The sequence below is a fragment of the Citrobacter sp. wls615 genome (genome assembly GCF_005281355.1).
Classification (GTDB): Bacteria; Pseudomonadota; Gammaproteobacteria; order Enterobacterales; family Enterobacteriaceae; genus Citrobacter; species Citrobacter werkmanii.
Window position 1 is genome coordinate 12061 of sequence record NZ_SZXM01000067.1, and the last position, 17950, is coordinate 30010.

A 17950-nucleotide genomic window follows, 5' to 3' on the forward strand; every position below is an offset into this window, starting at 1 on the left:
ATCAAGGAGTTGATTATGGCTGATTCGCATTCTACCCCAGACACCGACCAATCCGGAACCGAGCGTTCGCTAATTGTGGGATATCGCCCGAATGTTTTCGACAAATCCACGCCCAAAATCATTCTCTCCGGCAAGTGGCTACGCGCGGCGGGATTTGATACCGGGCAACAGGTTACCGTAAAAGTGATGAACGGTTGTATCATCCTGATGGTCTATGGCGAACAGGAGCAACGGTTGCAGAATGAGCTGAAAGAGGCCAGTCAGAAGCTGAACAGAATCGAGAGCACGCTGGCGACTCTCCAGTGAATTGCGAGTTAACATGTAAGTGGCGCTTACATGTTAACCTGATGCCGGATGGCGCTGACGCTTATCCGGCCTACTCTCTTGGAAAATGAAGCCAAAGTGTAACGGGAACCCAAACAAATGAATCACCACGAAAAACCAGACACAATCTTTTCGACTGACGACGATGAAAAAGTCGAAGAAATAAAAATTCAGTTACTGAAAGCCAAGATTCAATGTGCAAAATGTGACATTCATTCTAACAATATTGTTAATGGAGATAATTTTTTTTGATGAATTAATGGCTCCGAATAAATAAAAATGCGTTATAAACTCATGGGGAAGAACAATAATTATGATATTTGGAATTTTAGTTTATTATCCATGAATCGGCAACGCATCAGGGATTGTTCAATCCCTACACGAAAAAGCATAATGATAATACTATCCTGATGGCCTATGCCAAACGATAAACATGACAGCACAATAAATACCATATTATAATCCCGCTAAAAACACACAGGCATTTTTTCTTTCATCAGGAAGGGACGGCCTCGTTTCTAATAAATTATTTATTGGGTTACATATGAAAAAATTATGCATGGCAATGGTTATCGCTTTCGTCACAATCACCACCTCATCCGCCGCTTTTGCATGTCCGAAAGGCGAACATCCGCATGGTGGTACAGGTTCACATCATAAGGGTGGTTGGTGCTCGTATGATCAATAAAATTTCCATTCCTGTCGTGTTGTTCTGTCTTTCAACACCAGCACTTGCAAAATCGACGTTAAATATCGACGGCAACTCGCTTTATCACGGCTATCAATTATATGAAAAAGGTTTTGATTATTTGAATGTTCAGGATGAACAGATTGCTGTGATGTATATGTCTTTTGTCGCAGGAGTGGCAGGCACATTATCTCAAGAGAATATCATCTGCGGTGAGAGTATAACCATTGGGCAGGAGGCCGATATTGTCGGGAATTATCTCCAAACTCATCCTAAGGAAGAACAAAATACACACCTTCAACCCTGGCTATGATTGCGTTAGGCAAAGAACTTTCTTGTAGTAAAAAAAGTAATAGCTAGCATAATTTCCAGCTTTTGGTGCCGGATGGCGCTAACGCTTATCCGGCCTACGATTCCAAAGAAATAAAGCCGCCGATCGGTGAATCAGCGGCTTTTCCATTACTCACTTACATTAGAAATTATATTTTACGCCGAGCATACCGCGGGTATCACTGTAGCCTTTGTCGCCAACCTGTTGGGCCACATTGCTCCACACGTTGAGGCGCGGAGTGATTTGACCTTCAACACCCACTTTCAGCTCGCCGATGTTTTTGGTGCCACGCATATCGTTGCTCACATCGTCCATCTTCACGCTGGTTGTCTGCGTGTTGTGGATCCAGTTAGCTTCGACAAACGGCTGGAACTCGCGAGATTTACCGTCATCGATGGCGTTATGGCCGTTGATAAAGGCTTTCACGCCCAGACGAGTCATCAGGTTGCCATCGGTGTCATCCTTCACGCGGGTGCCGTTCGCTTCGCGATGGCTGTCGGCCTGCACGTCCATCCACACCACCTGCGCTTTCGGTTGCAGCCAGTAGCTGTTGCGCTCGCTTTCGCCCAGTTTAAAGCTGTAACCGGCTTCGACCGAGGCGGTGATACCGCTGGATTTATATTTCTCTGCCGCCTGCTCCTGGCCCATCACTTTGTTATCAAACCAGTTGTACAGCGCCCAGGTATCCACATAGGTGCCGGTCTTGTCTGCGTCATTGGCATACCATGTGCCGTACAGCCCCACGCTATAACCGGTAATCTGCCCACGAGAATGGTAGCCGGTCAGGCTGGACTGTGTACGGTTCTGGCTGTTGGCATAACCTGCCATCGCGCCAATATGCCAGCGGTCGAGGCCGTCGCTACTCCACTGCGCCAGATCGCCGCCTAACTGTAAGACGTAGCTGTTACTTTGGGTTTTCAACTGCCCACTACCGTCTTTGAAGCGAGTATGCGCGCCAACGTTACGCATCCACAGGCTGGTAACTTTTTTCTCACCGGTCAGCATGTCAACGTACTGGGTTTCACCCAGACGATCGTGCAGTCGGGTCATGAACAGTGTGTTAGCGGCATAGTTGTTCGCCAGATAACTGCCGGCTTCCGGACGATACTGTTGCTCCGTGACCGGCGGAACATGAGGCTCTTCCGGTCCAGGAATAACCGGGTCCACAGGATCGATCGGGTCCGGGTCGACCGGATCAGGGATAATCGGATCAACCGGGTCCGGGTCTACGGGATCAGGGTCAACAGGGTCCACCGGATCGGGCGGAGCAGGAATAAAGCTGGTCAGATACCAGTTGCTGCCCTTCTGCACAACGTTATAGTCGTACGCCCCGGCGACAATACGGCTCGCTTTCTCAAACGTACCGTCAGAGTTGCCAGCAACTTCGATAATCTCAATGCCTTCAACGGTCTGCGCCCCGGTACCGCCAATGTTGTTCACCGCCACAAAGGCATTACCCGTCGTGTTACCGAGCACTGTCAATTTATTGGTTTCGGAAGCATCGTCATTCAGGACGGTATTGAAAACCAGTTTGCCGCCATTCCCGGTAAAATCTTCATTAATGGTAAGCGTCTGCCACGGTTCGCCGCCAACATGGCCAAAGTTAACCACTGCCCCACTGTTCAGCGTCAGGTCGGTCAGCGTTGAGCTGTTGGTCATATTCCAGGTCGCATCGCTCATTTGCAGAGAGATTACCCCCGTCCCGGCGGTCGCGCTGGTGATATAAGACGCCCCGCTCCATAGCGAGTTGTCGGTCATGTTGAGCGTAATCGTACTGTTTTGCTGGGGCAGGCTGCTGGTCGCGTTTGTCCCTCCGGCAGCATGAAGATCGCCGTCGATAAGGAAGCGTCCACCGGCGGATCCGTCTACGGTGCCGCCCGTTTCGGTGCTGATGGCATAGCTTTCAGTACTGTGGTCGCCCACCATAGTAATGGCGGTGCCACCCGCCAGGTTTATCGACCCGCGTGAAATCGCAAACAGGCCGCGTGGCGCTTTGCTGTATGAAGCCGCTTTTCCAGAACTGTTCACGCTAATCGTCGCGTTATCGCCCAGGTTCACGGTCGCGTTGGTGGAATAGACCGCATGCGCACTCGCGCCGTTAACCGTAATAGTGGCGTTATTGCCCAGTTCCGTTTTGGAAGATGAGGCGGCATAAATGCCCGTGGAAGAGGTACCCGATGTCTCAATGGTGGCGTCATTGCCAAGCAGGATCGAGGAACCGCTCTGCCCGGAGCGAATGCCTTCAGAGCCGTCGCCGGTCGTGACAATGTGCGCACGATCACCAACAACAATCGTATTTTTGGCAAGCGTCGCATCTCGCATGGCATTGGCGGTGATACCACGTCCCTGGTTACCCGTCGTTTTGATGTACAGATCGTCACCGACGTAGATATTAGCCGAGCCTATCCAGCCCTGGCCTATCGCGTTATAACCGGCGTTAATACCATCACCATCCTGACCATCCACATAAATACTGGTGCGATCTCCGGTGATGATAAAGACCGGGTTATCCGGCGTATTGGCCCCATGCGTGCGAATACCATCAACATCTTTACCATTATTGGCGGCATTTTTCGACTGGGTGCGGATCGTCAGGTCGTCACCGAAAATAACGCCAGGACTCCCTGTTTTATTATTTTGAATAACGGTAAGGGAATGTTCAAAGGCTTCTGCGCCTGGCCCATTTAACGTTATTCCATTACCATAAACGGGAATGGTGCCCGCACTCCACTGATAAACATAATTTGGCATGGCACTGGTTTTAGCGAAATTGGCATTGGCCTGCGCAGGGATTATTGCCTGCAATTCCGGGGGCAGACTGCTAACCAGACCGCTGGAAGGAAGACTATCAACATCAACCCAGGCTGCATGGGCTGAAAATACCATAGACGTTAATGCGGCTGAAACCGCGATGGCAATACGAGAGTAAGATTTTGGATTTGGCATAGTAGCCTCCTGCTATCAGGCGTAGAGCGTCCACCACATCGCAAGGATGTGAAATAATAAAAATCAGAAATGCTTTATAAAATATTCGATAGTATTTGATGAATACTATGGCCCAACTTATCTTCAAGCCGGAGCTTATAGACATATATTTTCTTAATATCAATATTATCTATTTGGGTAATTTGCTGAATACTTTTTCCTGAGACAAATCGCTTCAGTAATATCATTTCTGTGTAGTTGAGTGTGCGCCCACGTTTACTGTTAGCGAGATGACCAGTAAATAATCGTCTCATTTTCTGATGCTGTACGTCATCATCATCATCAGAATAGATAATGCCTTGTATTTTATTGCTTTTCGACAACCAGTAATTGGCTAACGGCGCCAGGTTCCGGTCCGCTATCAAAACAATATGCATGCCGCTATAAGCCAGACGGTCAACCCATTGCGGGTCGGCGAACAGGCGCAGGTTTGGAAAGGAGAAATCCACAAAAATAAACCCGCGCGACAAATGGTTTTGATTATTAAGCAGAAGTTTTTCAATAACGCCTCTTTGCAGAAAGCCATTTCCCTCCGGCCAGATCGCAAAAGCGGCACGGTGACAGTACCTGGCGCGTACCGCAGTATCCGGAAATAATTGACAGGATAATTCACAGCTTATGCAACGAATACTCTGTGATGGGGATCTGTTCATAAAAAATGACTCCTGTTATTTTTCCATAAATATTTCATCGGTAAATAAATGTGTCAATCCGACACGCATGACATTCCTTGTCAGTTAATAACAGCAACCCTAAAAAAATGTAATAAACTCTTGATGCGCTAATATGTACATACGGTAAGCAATGCCATACCGCTAAGTTTTTTTATGTTTTATCTCAGAATAACAATCTGGGCATTAGGAATTTTATGCATAAATTAAAATCCTAGGATAAATCTTAAAAAAGCACTATTTGCTAAAAAATAACCGATGTAAAGGTTACATGTTAATTACACAATTCAGATAACTTAATCACCCTTGTCGCTCTGTGGATAAATATAATGATAACCCAGATAAAACTGTAATGAATTCTCATTATTTAACATTAGCTAATTCCAACCTAAGAAATTAGGTTAATAACTTGTTGTATTTGAAGGGTTTTTATCCCCTAAGTGAAATTCTTATCTTCGATCATGTACAAAGAGTGAGGCGTCTTATCGATTTGGATGTAAAATTTAAGGGGTGTGCAAGGACACGCTGTGATACGTTTTGGTTACTGAGGGCTGGGCAATTGTATCTTATCAATCAGTTGGTCGAATTTAATCCTGATAGCAAAAGTCTGGTCAATCGTCAGACCGGGCGCACAATACAACTCCAGCTCCCTGCTTCGCTCTGTTTTCTCTATTTAATTACTCACGCAAGTGACATTGTTTCCCAGAACACGTTGATGATAGTGGGTTGGGGAGAGAGAAATAATGTCACCACCACCAACACGTTCTACCAGGCAATTCTGACGTTACGTAATGCGCTGGCGGAAGTGGGACTACCGCGCGATACGGTGAAAACTATTTCCCGCCGTGGGCTAAGATTGAATGAAAACGCTCAGGTCGAAGTGATACCGGATCCTCAGAGTGACGTTTCCCAGTCACCGGTTATTGAGGAGCGCGCGCCTGCAAAGGTAATTCTTACCGCACCACAACAAACGACGCAGATCTCCTGGTGGAACATTTTATTTAGCGTTAGTGTTGTTATCGCCACTCTGGTTATCTGGCTGGTGTGGTATCAGACTCGCCCGGTTATGCCATTTAGTAAGTTTGTCTCTGTTTCCATGCAGATCCCTTCGCGGCAAAACTGCAAAATTTATTACTCTCCAAATGAGTATGACCAGCATGGCTATTTCAATCTGATGCAGCTTCATCCTTTACTCTGTGAAAACAACAAGCACGTGTTTCTATCCGGCTACCTCAAAGCAGAGAGGATGGTAGCATTTGTATGCGATAAAGATGCGCGGATAGATGCCCACGCATTTTGTACTACCCATTATTACTGGATGCGCGGGCAATGAAAAAAACACGCCACATAATCTTGCTCACTATTGGCCTGGTTACCCTACTCGGTTCAGGTAGTTGGCTATGGTATTCACGTTATGCCGAAAAGCCGCTAAGTTGCGTGGGAAACGTTGAATGGAATATTGGCAGCAACCGCTTTGCTGGAACGGTTTCATTTCGGATGTACAACCAGGAAGGATTATCGACAATTACCGGTAAGCTGTATGGGCGTAATATCTCAGACATCAGCAGGAACATCTATTTCAGCTACACCCAACAGCGTGATGCACGGGTATTACAGGCCATGCAAGTTGTCAAAACCTTCGCCGACACGGCCGATGAAGTGGATATCAACAATACGTTGCCCGGGTTTTATCGGCAGACCGGACGCAGCCTGAGCCTGGTCATGGAGGAGTATAAGGGCGCATGGATTTTCGCCAGTTCCAATGTTCCCTCGCTGTATTGCCGCAAAAGGTAACGTCATATCCGGAAACAAAAAGCACGGTGCTGCCACAGGATTCACATTTGTCATCATTAACTTACGCGACACAGGTCACTGAATCCACTAATAAGCCATTCTATTCTTCACCGCGAATCAGGAAACATCCTGAATATCAGGATATTCGTTGCGTAATAATTAAGCGAAATGGACATGTTATTTTGTCCAGAAGACTTCAATCTACGAATGAATATTTGGAGAAGACGTGGGCAGGGACGTTTATCTCTCTCGCGAGTAATGTCTGAGCGTTCAGGCGTTATCGCATTTCAGGAAACGGTATGTTTCCGGTGTATTTTTGGCGTACATATGAGGGATACGTAATGTTTACTTTTAAAAAGTGCCTGATTGCACTTTCAATAAATTTGGCGGTTGTTTCATCAGGTTTTGCTTGTACGACCCTGCTGGTCGGCAATGAAGCATCAGCGGACGGCTCCATGTTGGTCGCCCGTAGCGCAGACAGCGATGCCCTGAAAGCACAGCATTTTGTCATTCATTCGGCAAAACAGAATCAGACCGGGGTATACAGCACCAAAGCACATAATGGCGCGAATGATTTTACCTGGCCACTGCCGAAAAACTCTCTGCGTTATACCACCGTCCCAAACTGGAAAACTCAACTGCATGGCGCAACCGGATTTAACGAACTGGGCGTCGGCGTGAGTGGGACAGAGTCTATTTTTGCTTCACCAAAAGCGTTGGCCGCCGACCCGTACGTTGAGGATAAAGGGATCACTGAAGACGATATCCCGGATGTTCTGCTGTCGCAGAGCAAAACCGCACGTGAGGCCGTTGCGCTGCTGGGACATATTGTTGAAACCGTCGGTGCTGGTGAAGGATTTGGCGTTGCCGTCGTCGACGATAACGAAATTTGGTACCTGGAAACCGGCAGCGGCCACCAGTGGATGGCGCAGCGCCTGCCCAATAACCAATATTTCGCCACCGGTAATCAGGGCCGCCTACAGGATTACGATCCTAAAAACCCGGACATGATGGCGTCAAAAAATCTGATTCAATTCGCAACGGAAAAAGGCCTGTACGACCCGGCGAAAGACGGCAAATTCAACTTCTCTAAAGCTTATACCCGTGATGACGAGCGTGACCGTACGTACAACGATCCTCGCGTCTGGACCATCCAGAAAGAGTTCAATCCTTCCGTAAATCAGGATATGGCCAAAGGACGTGAATTCCCGGTCTTCATGAAGCCAGAGAAGAAAATGACGCTGGACGATGTGAAAGCCGTGCTGCGTAGCCACTATGAAGGCACCAGCCATGACCCGTACACCAACGGCCTGAACGGTAAAGAGCCGTGGCGTCCGGTCAGCGTCTTCCGTACCTATGAAGCACACGTTATGCAGGTGCGTCCGTGGCTGCCAAAAGAGATCGGTGAAACAACCTACATTGGTCTGGGTATGGCCGATCTCACCGCCTTTGTTCCGTACTACAGCGGCCTGAAAGCATATCCGGCCAACTATACAATGGGTACAGATAAGGCTGACGATCAATCCATCTACTGGAAATATCGTAAATTGCAGACGCTGACGATGACCGATTATCCGAAGCTCGCGCCAATCGTCAAAAAGGCCTACAAAGCGTGGGAAGATAAAGTAGCGAAGGAGCAAAAAGAGGTCGAAGCAGAATATCTGAAGATGGCGAAAAGCAATAAACCTGCCGCAGATAAAATGCTGAATGACTTCAACCTGCGCATCATGGCTGATGCAGAGAAGTTAACGGAAGATCTCACTAATCAGCTGTTTACCATCCGCACCAAAGACATTCAGTCTGATATTTTCTTTGCTAACGCAGCGAAAAAAGACTAAGTCACACCACAGTAATGTACTGGCGCAAAGCGTATCTTAGCTCTGCGCCAGCATCTCACATCGCGCCTTCACGGCGTCATGCAGCAAGCGTACTGCCGTAGAAAGCTGCTTACGATGCGGGCAAATCATATTCAGCGGGACTTTCTCCCCCTGATAATCCGTCATCAGCAGCTGCAATCGCCCTTCGCGTACATCCTCGCTAACATCCAGCCACGACTTGTAGGCAATCCCCTCACCCGCAATCGCCAGCCGCCGGATCACTTCGGCATCATCGCTCATAATCGTGCCGTTAACCTGCACGCTGCTGACCTCGCCGCCGCGTGTAAAGGCCCAGCGGTCGTGCAGGCGTCCACGTAAGACAAAGGTCATGGCGTTCAGCTGCGCTAAATCTTCCGGGGTTTTCGGCGCTCCGTTTTGTAAAACCCAATCCGGGGATGCCACCAGCACGCGTCGGTTACCCGGCGCAACGGGCAGCGCAATGTATGACGCATCTTCGGTATTGCCATAACGAAATGCGACGTCGACAGGATCTTTAAAAACATCCGTCACCTGATCGGAGAAAAAGATCCGCAAACGCAGCGCAGGATAGCGGCGTCGAAAAGATTGAAAGACCGGCAGCAGCAAATTCCGCCCAAGATCGGAAGGAACCGCGATTTGCAGCGTGCCAGAAACTTCATCTTCCGGGGTCTGAATTTTTTGCAGCCCGGCATGCATCACGTCCAGCATCTGGCGGGCATAGGGCAACCAAATCTCGCCTTCCGGCGTCAGGCGCAGGCTGCGCGTGGAGCGAGCGAACAGGCGGATAGTCAACGTAGACTCCAGACGCTTGATAGCAGAACTGACCTGAGCAGGCTGAACGCCGGCTTCGCGTGCCGCATCGCTAAAACTATTCAGCGCCGCGGCGCGGACAAACAACGTGAGATCTTCAAGCCGGAACATTTTCACTCCCCGAGTATAAGTCCTGTCGCTGTAGGGCTATTTTTCCCGTTCTGCTGCCGGTTTACCATCGAATTATTCAACTGATTCCTGTGACCGGAGAGAATATGAAAGCCATCGCCATTACCCGTGCCGCGACCGACGGCAATAACATTGAATTTTTACAAGAGATTGATCTGCCTATGCCGGTCGCCAGCGGACATGATCTGCTGGTTGAAGTGAAAGCCATTTCCGTCAACCCCGTTGATACCAAGGTCCGCGAAGGTTTTAACGCCGATGTGCCGCGCGTACTGGGCTGGGACGCCGTTGGTGTGGTGCAGTCCGTGGGCGAAGCCGTCACCCTGTTCGCACCTGGCGATGAAGTCTGGTACGCCGGAGCGCTGGGCCGAGATGGCAGTAACAGTCAATTTCAGCTGGTTGATGAACGAATCACCGCGCTGAAGCCGCGATCGCTGGATAACGCCTCTGCGGCAGCGCTACCGCTGACCGCCATCACCGCCTGGGAAATGCTGTTCGACCGCCTGGGCATTGAGGAAAACGGCAACGAAGGCGATGTGTTACTGATTGTCGGCGCGGCTGGCGGCGTGGGTTCTATTCTGACGCAACTGGCCAGTAAGCTGACCAAAATGACCGTCATTGGTACCGCATCACGTGCGGAAAGCCAGAAATGGGTACGTGAAGCGGGCGCTCATCATGTGATTGACCACAGCAAGCCGTTGACGGAAGAGCTGGCACGGATAGGTATTAAAGAGGTGACGCACGTTGCCAGCCTGAACAATACCGAACAGCACTACTCGCAAATTATTGCTGCCCTCGCTCCACAGGGGAAACTGGCGCTGATTGACGATCCGCAAACCCTTGATGCGCGTCCGCTGAAGGCCAAAAGCATTTCGCTGCACTGGGAGTTTATGTTTACCCGTTCGATGTTTACCACCCACGACATCATTGCCCAGCATCAGCTATTGACCCGCGTGGCCCAGTTGATCGACGACCACACTATCCATACCACGCTGGGTGAACATTTTGGCGCGATCACGGCGGCGAATCTGCAAAAAGCTCACGCGCAAATTGAAACGGGTCGCTCGGTCGGCAAGATTGTGTTGGAGGGGTTTTAACATGTCTGATGCAGAAGTGATTTCAATTATTGCAGTACTGAAAGCCAAACCAGGGAAAATAGATGCCCTGAAACAGGCGCTACAGGCTCTCTTACTGCCCACGCGCCGGGAGGAGGGCAATATTGAGTATGCGCTGTTCCAGTTACGCGACACGCCAGATGTATTTTATGTGCGTGAATCCTGGCGCGGTCAGGCTGGCCTGGACGAACATATCGCCCTGCCGCATTTCCAGTCGTTTGTATTGCAAATGAACGATCTACTGGCCGAGCCGCTACGACTGGATTATCTGACGCCGATTGAGCCGTAATATTAATACCGTGCTCCTCTGCTGTTCGGAGGAGCACAATAAATATCAATCTGAGAATTTACTTAATTCAATAATGACTTAGTAAATAAAATAGACATGATCATTACTCTCAAGAAAACCGTGGCATTAGTCACAAAATTGACATTGAAGATATATCGTTAATATTCATTTTATTTCACAATAATAATAACCGTATAAAAACAAATCAGTCAGAAATACCCACCGATATCTACCCCTCTTACTTCCAACACACACCATAAAATAATATGAATGCAGAAATATAATTTCATAATAACAGGCATTGTTATTTTCATAGGGTCGGAGGAAATTAGTTCACTAAGGCTGTTCTGATAAAGATAGCTTTAGCCTCCCCCTGAAATTAACCATGATGATGTCAATAATGGTTAATTAGCTGTAGAGCAAAAATGGATATCGCCCAGGCGATTATAGACTTTACTGCAGGTTAGATAACCTGCAAAAAGCAACAACAAGGAATGGATCATGTCTACACCCGCTAATTTTAATGGCCAACGCCCAGTGATTGATGTCAATGACGCAGTTATGTTGCTTATCGATCATCAAAGCGGCCTGTTCCAGACCGTTGGCGATATGCCAATGACTGAACTGCGTGCAAGAGCTACGGCTCTGGCAAAAATCGCCACCTTATGCAAAATGCCGGTGATTACCACCGCCTCTGTGCCGCAGGGGCCAAACGGTCCGCTTATTCCGGAAATTCATGAGAACGCACCTCACGCACATTATGTCGCACGCAAAGGTGAAATTAACGCCTGGGATAACAAAGAGTTTGTTGCGGCGGTAAAAGCGACAGGCCGTAAGACGCTGATTATTGCTGGTACCATCACCAGTGTATGCATGGCATTCCCGGCCATCAGCGCGGTAGCAGAAGGCTATAAAGTCTTTGCCGTCATCGATGCTTCCGGTACTTACAGCAAAATGGCGCAGGAGATCACCATGGCCCGCGTCGTACAGGCTGGCGTCGTGCCGATGGATACTGCCGCGGTTGCGTCCGAACTGCAGAAAACCTGGAATCGGGAAGACGCAGCAGAATGGGCTGAAGTCTATACCAAAATCTTCCCGGCTTATCAGTTACTGATTGAAAGCTATACCAAAGCCCAGGATGTTGTGAAAAATAACGAGCTGCTGGACTCTCAGCGCACTTAATTTTTCCGATCGTGCACAAACGCCTGTTTCGTATAAGCAGGCGTTTTGTCATGCGCAGCATCAGCCCCTGTCAGGCATTACGCCCGGCCATAACTCCCCCATCGACATCCCAGACAGCGCCAGTCACCCAACCTGCCTTGTCTGACAGCAGGAACGCGACGGTTTCGGCAACGTCAAGCGGCATACCAACCCGACCGATTGGGTGGAAACTGTCAAAGCTGCTCATCACACCTTGTAAATCTTCTTTCGGGATAAATCCTTCATAGATGGGTGTATGCACGACCGCTGGCGAAACAGCGTTCACGCGAATCCCATGCGCGCCCAGCTCAATAGCCAGATTTTTGGTTAACGCATGCAGACCTGCTTTGGCCATCGAATAGGCCGATGAAGGCGTCGCGCCCACCGCTTGTTGCGCCCACATTGAACCAATATTCACGATGGCGCCGTTAATATTGTCTGCCAACATATTGCGCACCACCTCGCGGGTAATGAAAAACGTCGCCCGATTGAGGCTCATATATAGCTCATAATCTTCAACTTCATGTTCAGTAAAAGGTTTCGGGAAAAACACACCAGCCGCATTCACTAACAGGTTGATGTCTTTATGATCAGCATTCAACCTGGCCATCACCTGCTGCGTTCCGGCTTCCGACATCAAATCCGCAACAATCACCGCGACATCACCCAACGTCGCCAGAGTTTGACGCGCTTGCTCTGCTTTGTCGGCGCGGTTGCCTACCAGCACCACGCTACCGCTGCCCTGAAGGATCAGTTTCGCCGTTTCGAACCCCATCCCACTGGTCCCACCCACTACTAACAATTTCTTTCCGGCAAATAATGCGCTCATCGTTAACCTCGTTTAAAGAATCCGTTGATGCGCTAAAGATGCCACTCGTTTCAGAGGTTGACGACTGAGAAGAAATAGCATCTCAAGAAAGAAAATCTATCTCGTTGGCGTATACTGAAAACAGTTAACAAGAATGGAAAACAGCAGATGCGTTCACTCAATCGGCTAAAATGGTTACACGCTTTTGAAGCCACCGCCCGTCATGGCAGCTTCACCGGCGCGGCGCAGGAACTGGGCGTGACGCCTGCAGCCGTTGGGCAACTGGTGCGTGCGCTGGAAGATTGGGTAGGCCATCCACTGTTACATCGCACCCGCACGGGCAAAGAACGCCTCACGCTGGTCAGCGAAGCACAGGACGCATTACGCGACATCACTCTGGGACTGGATAACCTGGAATCCGGACTCAACAAGCTGCGCGGCCGTCGGGCACGCTCAGTGGTAATTATTACCGCGTCGCAGGTCCTGGTCATGAACTGGTTGATGAGTCGTCTCAATCGTTTCTCACAAACGCATGAAAACATCGAATTACGTTTGAATGTGACGGAAAAGCTGATGGATGTCGCCCACGGCGAAGCCGATCTGGGCGTACGCTGCGGCCAAGGTGACTGGCCCGGCGTCAACAAAACCTGGTTAATGGATGAAGAAGCCGTTCTGGTCTGCAGCCCAAGAATGGTACCGGTAGATAAAATCGCCTGCGGGGAATGGCTGGCCGCGCAAAAGCTGATTCACGACGACACTCCCCACCCCGGTGCTCATTTTCCTGCCTGGGATGATGTCTTGAACGCTACCCATGCCCCGACCGTCCGCGACAGTGGACTGCACATCAACTCCACCTCTGCGGTGATCCTGGCGGCAATCAGCGGTCAGGGGGTGGCTATCGTTCGCCGGGCGCTGGTTCAGCAGTTACTTACCGACGGACAACTGGTGCAACTTCACCCCGACACCCGTTGGCCACTGACGTGGTCATACTACATCGTCACGCCGCAACACGCGGTAATGCGTCCGGAGGTGAAAGTCTTTAATGACTGGCTGATTGCGGATGTGCTGGCAGAAATCGCGGCTAACTCTGCTATGATGCCTGCACACAAATAAAACAAAACAACATGCCGAGGGAAAGATGGGTTCCACCAGAAGAGGGATGATGAACGTCCTGATTGCCGCCGTATTGTGGGGAAGTTCGGGCGTTTGTGCACAGTACATCATGGAGCAAAGTCAGATGTCATCTCAGTTCCTGACCATGACGCGTCTGATTTTCGCCGGACTTATTCTGCTGATGCTCTCTTTCGTTCACGGCGACAAAGTATTCTCCATTATCAAAAACCGCAAAGACGCGATTAGCCTGCTGATTTTCTCCGTGGTAGGCGCGCTTACCGTACAGTTGACCTTTCTGTTAACCATCGAAAAATCTAACGCCGCCACCGCGACGGTACTGCAATTTTTATCACCGACCATTATCGTGGCGTGGTTTTCCGTTGTACGTAAAGCGCGACCGGGTATTTTGGTGCTAACCGCGATCCTGACCTCGCTCATTGGCACGTTCCTGTTGGTCACCCACGGTAACCCGACGTCGCTGTCTATTTCACCTGCCGCGCTGTTCTGGGGAATTGCCTCCGCATTTGCCGCCGCGTTTTATACCACCTACCCTTCAACGCTTATCGCGCGCTACGGTACGCTGCCGGTTGTTGGCTGGAGTATGTTAATTGGCGGGATGATCCTGCTGCCGTTTTATGCCGGGCAGGGAACCAACTTTGTCGTCAATGGTAGTTTGATTCTGGCGTTTTTCTATCTCGTGGTCATCGGTACGTCACTCACGTTTAGCCTTTACCTGAAAGGTGCGCAGATGATTGGCGGCCCGAAAGCGAGCATTTTGAGCTGCGCGGAACCGCTGAGCAGCGCGTTGCTGTCTCTGCTGCTGTTAGGTATTACGTTCACCCTGCCTGACTGGCTGGGCACGATGCTGATCCTCTCATCGGTAGTGCTGATCTCAATGGACTCACGTCGCCGCGCCAGAGCGGTTTAATCCCAACCGGCGCGGCAAGGGGTTAATTACCAGCCCGGAACCGCGCCGCCGTTGAAGATGGTTTCCGCCGCTTTTGCTACTTCCGGTGATTGATAAGATTGCAGGAATACTTTCACATTTTCGGCATCTTTGTTGTCTTCTCGCGCCACCAGAATATTCACATACGGTGAGTTCTTATCTTCGATAAATACGCTGTCATGCACCGGAGAAAGTCCGGTTTGTTGGATATAAGTGGTACTGATAATCGCCACATCTACTTTCTGATCGTCCAGTACACGTGGTAGCTGTGCGCCTTCCAGTTCCATGATATTCAGATGCCGTGGATTATCAGTAATATCCAGCGCCGTAGGCAATAGACCTGTCCCCGCTCTCAGGGTGATTAACTTTTCTTTTTGCAGCAACAACAGCGCCCGCCCAAGGTTGGTCGGATCGTTAGGTATTGCAATCGTTGCGCCGTCTTTCAGTTCCGCTATAGTTTTGATTTTCTTCGAATAACCGGCCATCGGGAAAACAAAGGTATTGCCCACCGCCACCAGCTTGTAGTTATGCGCTTTATTATCCTGTTCGAGGAACGGACGATGCTGGAAGACGTTGGCATCCAGTTCACCATGATTAGTGGCATCGTTGGGTAATAATGAGCCACTGAAGCCCACCAGCTCAACGTCCAGGCCGTATTTCTCTTTGGCTACTTTCTTCGCGACCTCCGCCACGTCCTGCTCTGCGCCGTTAATGACGCCCACTTTGATATGTTTCGCGTCATTGCTCGGCTGATCGCACCCTGCCAGCAATAATCCCGCCAGTAATACCACCGTCCCGGCTGCAAAATGAGGTATTTTCAGTTTCACGTTTTTATCCTTTTGAAATAACCGCCTGATGAGTAATGAAATGACTATAGCGGGAAGGCCGCTGCGGTTTAAAAAACGAAAAAGCATCAGCAAGAAGAAAAAAGCATAATGGAAAAAAGGATAATTAGTCGGAGTGTGCCGTGAGCTCATCGATGGAAAGCCCGGTAATCATCAGCACCAGTTCACGATCGATGCCCTTCTCAAGCATGGCATGGGCGATCCGCAACGCTTCATCCTTTTTGCCTTCGAGTTTGCCTTCCAGCAATCCTGTTCTTCGCCCCGACTCACGTAAGCATTCTGCAATCGTCATTAATCTCTCCTTGTGTTGAGGAACGCGCCTGGCAACCTCACGAATAAACGCTTCAAAGCGCGGTGCGCTGCCGGACTGTACCAGGTAATTAAATAGCGTTTCTACCTGACTGTCATTAGCGTGTCCCTTAATCAGCAGGGCAACCAGTTTATCGACCAGCACCATCAAATCGCGCTCACGTATATGCTTTTGGACAAGTTCCAGTAGCGCCATGCGCCGATGCTGCATAATCTCGTCATCAGATACCACCGTGATGTCTACCAGCGGGAAAGCCGCGCCATAAAGCTGCCGCGCAGTTTCTGAATCGTCAAACTCATCCAGCCAGCATAGTGAAAAAGGGTACGGGCTAGCAACGCCATGATAAAAAAGTATCGGCACCACTAGCGGCAGCGTTTTGTTTCCGGCATCAAGATGGCTCTGCATTGCGGCAATAGCATAACGCATCATCCGGAACGCCATATGCGCATCCGGCGAACTCTGGTGTTCAATCAACGCATAGATATAGCCTTTTCCAGTCCTTGTTTTTAGTGACCACAGTACATCGGAATAGCTGGCACGCAGGTCTTCTTCAATAAAACTCCCGGATTCCAGCTTCAGTGTGTTCAGATCGCAAAATTCACGTAATGACGCTGGAAGATAGGTATCAAGAAAATCCCTCGCCGTTTCTGGATGGCTTAAGAACTTTTTAAAAACTGCATCATGCGGGGTAGAAGTTGTAGGTTTTTTCATGGCGATCCGTCACCAAAAGAACAAGATGACGGAACCTTACTCGCCAGCAGCGCAACCAACATCAGGGAAACTCTTCATCTGCGAGGCGCTTTGGCGAATAAATACATACTTTTGCAATGTATTCATTTTCCGGGAATGGTGTTCGCAAAAATGCCCGGTGAAACCTAACGCTTACCGGGCATCTTTACACCGCATCGCGCAGGCTGCGATCGTAACCAATCAGGCCGAAAAAGGGATCGTCTGTCGCCTGGTCTTCCTGAACAGGCAACAGATCGGCAACGGTTTGCACTTCTCGTTCGGACTCATCCAGTTGGCGTCCCAACAGCGTTTCGATTGCCTGACGATGCAGAAAGAATACCGGACGTCCGCGACTTTTAATCGCCAGACCGTCATTCCAGAGCTGATTTAGATCTTTACTGACCGAGTTACGCGCCAGCCCAAGATTAAAGCCGATGGCCTCCGCTGTGAACACCGTTTCCTGCGCCAGTTGGGCAAGATTCAGTCCTCGCGGCATCCAGACCTTCCGGTCATCAAAACGTTTTCGACAAATAATGGCGCGCGGCACCGGTTTCCGGGAAGTTATCGAGGGTCATTTGCAGCTGATAGCCGTTTTTCTGATAAAACGGCAGCGCCTGGAAACTCATCGTATCCACCAGCGCATGCAGACACCCTCTCTCACGCGCGGTTTGTTCCGCCGCCTGCATCAATTTTGTGCCGTAACCGCCTTTACGCAGCGAATCATGCATCCATAAAAACTCAATGCACAGCCATTCCCCTTTAATTTTGCCGATCAACCCGCCCAGAATTTCATTGTGCTCATCGCGCCAGTACACTGCCAGGTCGCCAAAATTGGTGGTTCTGAGAAACTGGCGATTGTACGCACGCAATCCGCTCAGCAGCGCGTTTTGATCGTCTTCGGTAATCGTATCGGTAATCTGTATTTGCATCCTATCCTCCTGAAAAACTACAACGTCTGGCTGATTTAGTTTTAGGTATTAACACAGGCTGATGAGTGAGTCGTATGCCGT

The 17950-nt window shown here is 49.6% G+C and carries 17 protein-coding genes and 1 pseudogene; 10 read left to right on the forward strand and 8 right to left on the reverse strand.

All coding sequences use genetic code 11. The annotated features are described in order from the left end of the window. The first annotated feature begins 15 nt into the window (after window positions 1-15). Entirely contained in the window at window positions 16-306 is a 291-nt protein-coding gene (locus tag FDX04_RS18535) for a SymE family type I addiction module toxin (RefSeq protein ID WP_137371321.1), read from the forward strand. Between the two features lie 653 nt (window positions 307-959). Then, window positions 960-1325: a hypothetical protein gene (locus FDX04_RS18545; RefSeq protein WP_249935545.1), complete on the forward strand. Its 366-nt coding sequence runs from the start codon at window positions 960-962 to the stop codon at window positions 1323-1325. Between the two features lie 159 nt (window positions 1326-1484). On the opposite strand, the gene misL is transcribed toward FDX04_RS18545, so the two are convergent. Both misL and FDX04_RS18555 read right to left on the reverse strand, forming a co-directional pair. Beyond that, window positions 1485-4289 carry an intestinal colonization autotransporter adhesin MisL gene (misL, locus tag FDX04_RS18550; RefSeq protein ID WP_137371322.1) on the reverse strand — a complete coding sequence of 935 codons (2805 nt, stop codon included), beginning with the start codon at window positions 4287-4289 and terminating at the stop codon, window positions 1485-1487. Window positions 4290-4363: 74 nt separating this feature from the next. After that, the gene (locus FDX04_RS18555; RefSeq protein WP_137361435.1) at window positions 4364-4981 is read right to left on the reverse strand and encodes a helix-turn-helix transcriptional regulator; all 618 of its coding nucleotides are present in this window, start codon (window positions 4979-4981) and stop codon (window positions 4364-4366) included. 577 nt (window positions 4982-5558) lie between these two features. On the opposite strand from FDX04_RS18555, the gene FDX04_RS18560 reads away from it, so the two are divergent. The 3 genes from FDX04_RS18560 to FDX04_RS18570 all read left to right on the forward strand — a co-directional run bounded on the left by FDX04_RS18560 (window position 5559) and on the right by FDX04_RS18570 (window position 8631). After that, entirely contained in the window at window positions 5559-6332 is a 774-nt protein-coding gene (locus FDX04_RS18560) for a transcriptional regulator (protein WP_079226201.1), read from the forward strand. Further along, the gene (locus FDX04_RS18565; protein WP_137361436.1) at window positions 6329-6793 is read left to right on the forward strand and encodes a hypothetical protein; all 465 of its coding nucleotides are present in this window, start codon (window positions 6329-6331) and stop codon (window positions 6791-6793) included. The genes FDX04_RS18560 and FDX04_RS18565 overlap by 4 nt, the downstream gene beginning before the upstream one ends. Before the next feature lie 341 nt (window positions 6794-7134). Further along, the gene (locus tag FDX04_RS18570) at window positions 7135-8631 is read left to right on the forward strand and encodes a C69 family dipeptidase (protein ID WP_137371323.1); all 1497 of its coding nucleotides are present in this window, start codon (window positions 7135-7137) and stop codon (window positions 8629-8631) included. Between the two features lie 36 nt (window positions 8632-8667). On the opposite strand, the gene FDX04_RS18575 is transcribed toward FDX04_RS18570, so the two are convergent. Beyond that, the gene (locus FDX04_RS18575; protein WP_137361438.1) at window positions 8668-9570 is read right to left on the reverse strand and encodes a LysR family transcriptional regulator; all 903 of its coding nucleotides are present in this window, start codon (window positions 9568-9570) and stop codon (window positions 8668-8670) included. A gap of 104 nt (window positions 9571-9674) precedes the next feature. Here FDX04_RS18575 and FDX04_RS18580 point away from each other — a divergent pair, with 104 nt between their 5' ends. The 3 genes from FDX04_RS18580 (at window position 9675) to FDX04_RS18590 (ending at window position 12171) form a co-directional block, all read left to right on the forward strand. Continuing rightward, window positions 9675-10682 (forward strand): zinc-binding alcohol dehydrogenase family protein, encoded by a 1008-nt coding sequence (locus FDX04_RS18580; RefSeq protein ID WP_137361439.1) that lies wholly within the window; start codon window positions 9675-9677, stop codon window positions 10680-10682. Between the two features lies 1 nt (window position 10683). After that, entirely contained in the window at window positions 10684-10989 is a 306-nt protein-coding gene (locus FDX04_RS18585) for a putative quinol monooxygenase (protein WP_042311525.1), read from the forward strand. Between the two features lie 501 nt (window positions 10990-11490). Then, window positions 11491-12171: a hydrolase gene (locus tag FDX04_RS18590; RefSeq protein WP_042311522.1), complete on the forward strand. Its 681-nt coding sequence runs from the start codon at window positions 11491-11493 to the stop codon at window positions 12169-12171. A 70-nt stretch (window positions 12172-12241) separates the two neighbouring features. Here FDX04_RS18590 and FDX04_RS18595 read toward each other — a convergent pair whose 3' ends face one another. Next, on the reverse strand, window positions 12242-13018 hold the full coding sequence (locus tag FDX04_RS18595) for an SDR family NAD(P)-dependent oxidoreductase (RefSeq protein ID WP_137361441.1): 777 nt from the start codon (window positions 13016-13018) through the stop codon (window positions 12242-12244). 147 nt (window positions 13019-13165) lie between these two features. Here FDX04_RS18595 and FDX04_RS18600 point away from each other — a divergent pair, with 147 nt between their 5' ends. Both FDX04_RS18600 and FDX04_RS18605 read left to right on the forward strand, forming a co-directional pair. After that, window positions 13166-14110, forward strand: coding sequence for a LysR substrate-binding domain-containing protein (locus FDX04_RS18600; protein WP_137361442.1), 945 nt, complete (start codon window positions 13166-13168; stop codon window positions 14108-14110). Between the two features lie 25 nt (window positions 14111-14135). Continuing rightward, entirely contained in the window at window positions 14136-15038 is a 903-nt protein-coding gene (locus tag FDX04_RS18605) for a carboxylate/amino acid/amine transporter (protein ID WP_038635581.1), read from the forward strand. Window positions 15039-15064: 26 nt separating this feature from the next. Here the strand turns inward: FDX04_RS18605 and nlpA are convergent, their stop codons facing one another. The 4 genes and pseudogenes from nlpA to FDX04_RS18625 form a co-directional block, all read right to left on the reverse strand. Next, entirely contained in the window at window positions 15065-15883 is an 819-nt protein-coding gene (gene nlpA / locus FDX04_RS18610) for a lipoprotein NlpA (protein ID WP_137371324.1), read from the reverse strand. A 124-nt stretch (window positions 15884-16007) separates the two neighbouring features. Continuing rightward, entirely contained in the window at window positions 16008-16922 is a 915-nt protein-coding gene (locus FDX04_RS18615; protein WP_137361444.1) for an Rpn family recombination-promoting nuclease/putative transposase, read from the reverse strand. Window positions 16923-17109: 187 nt separating this feature from the next. Further along, window positions 17110-17436 (reverse strand): annotated as a pseudogene (locus tag FDX04_RS18620) (transcriptional regulator); the annotation flags it as partial. A gap of 16 nt (window positions 17437-17452) precedes the next feature. Continuing rightward, on the reverse strand, window positions 17453-17869 hold the full coding sequence (locus FDX04_RS18625) for a GNAT family N-acetyltransferase (protein ID WP_061380876.1): 417 nt from the start codon (window positions 17867-17869) through the stop codon (window positions 17453-17455). Window positions 17870-17950: the final 81 nt, after the last annotated feature.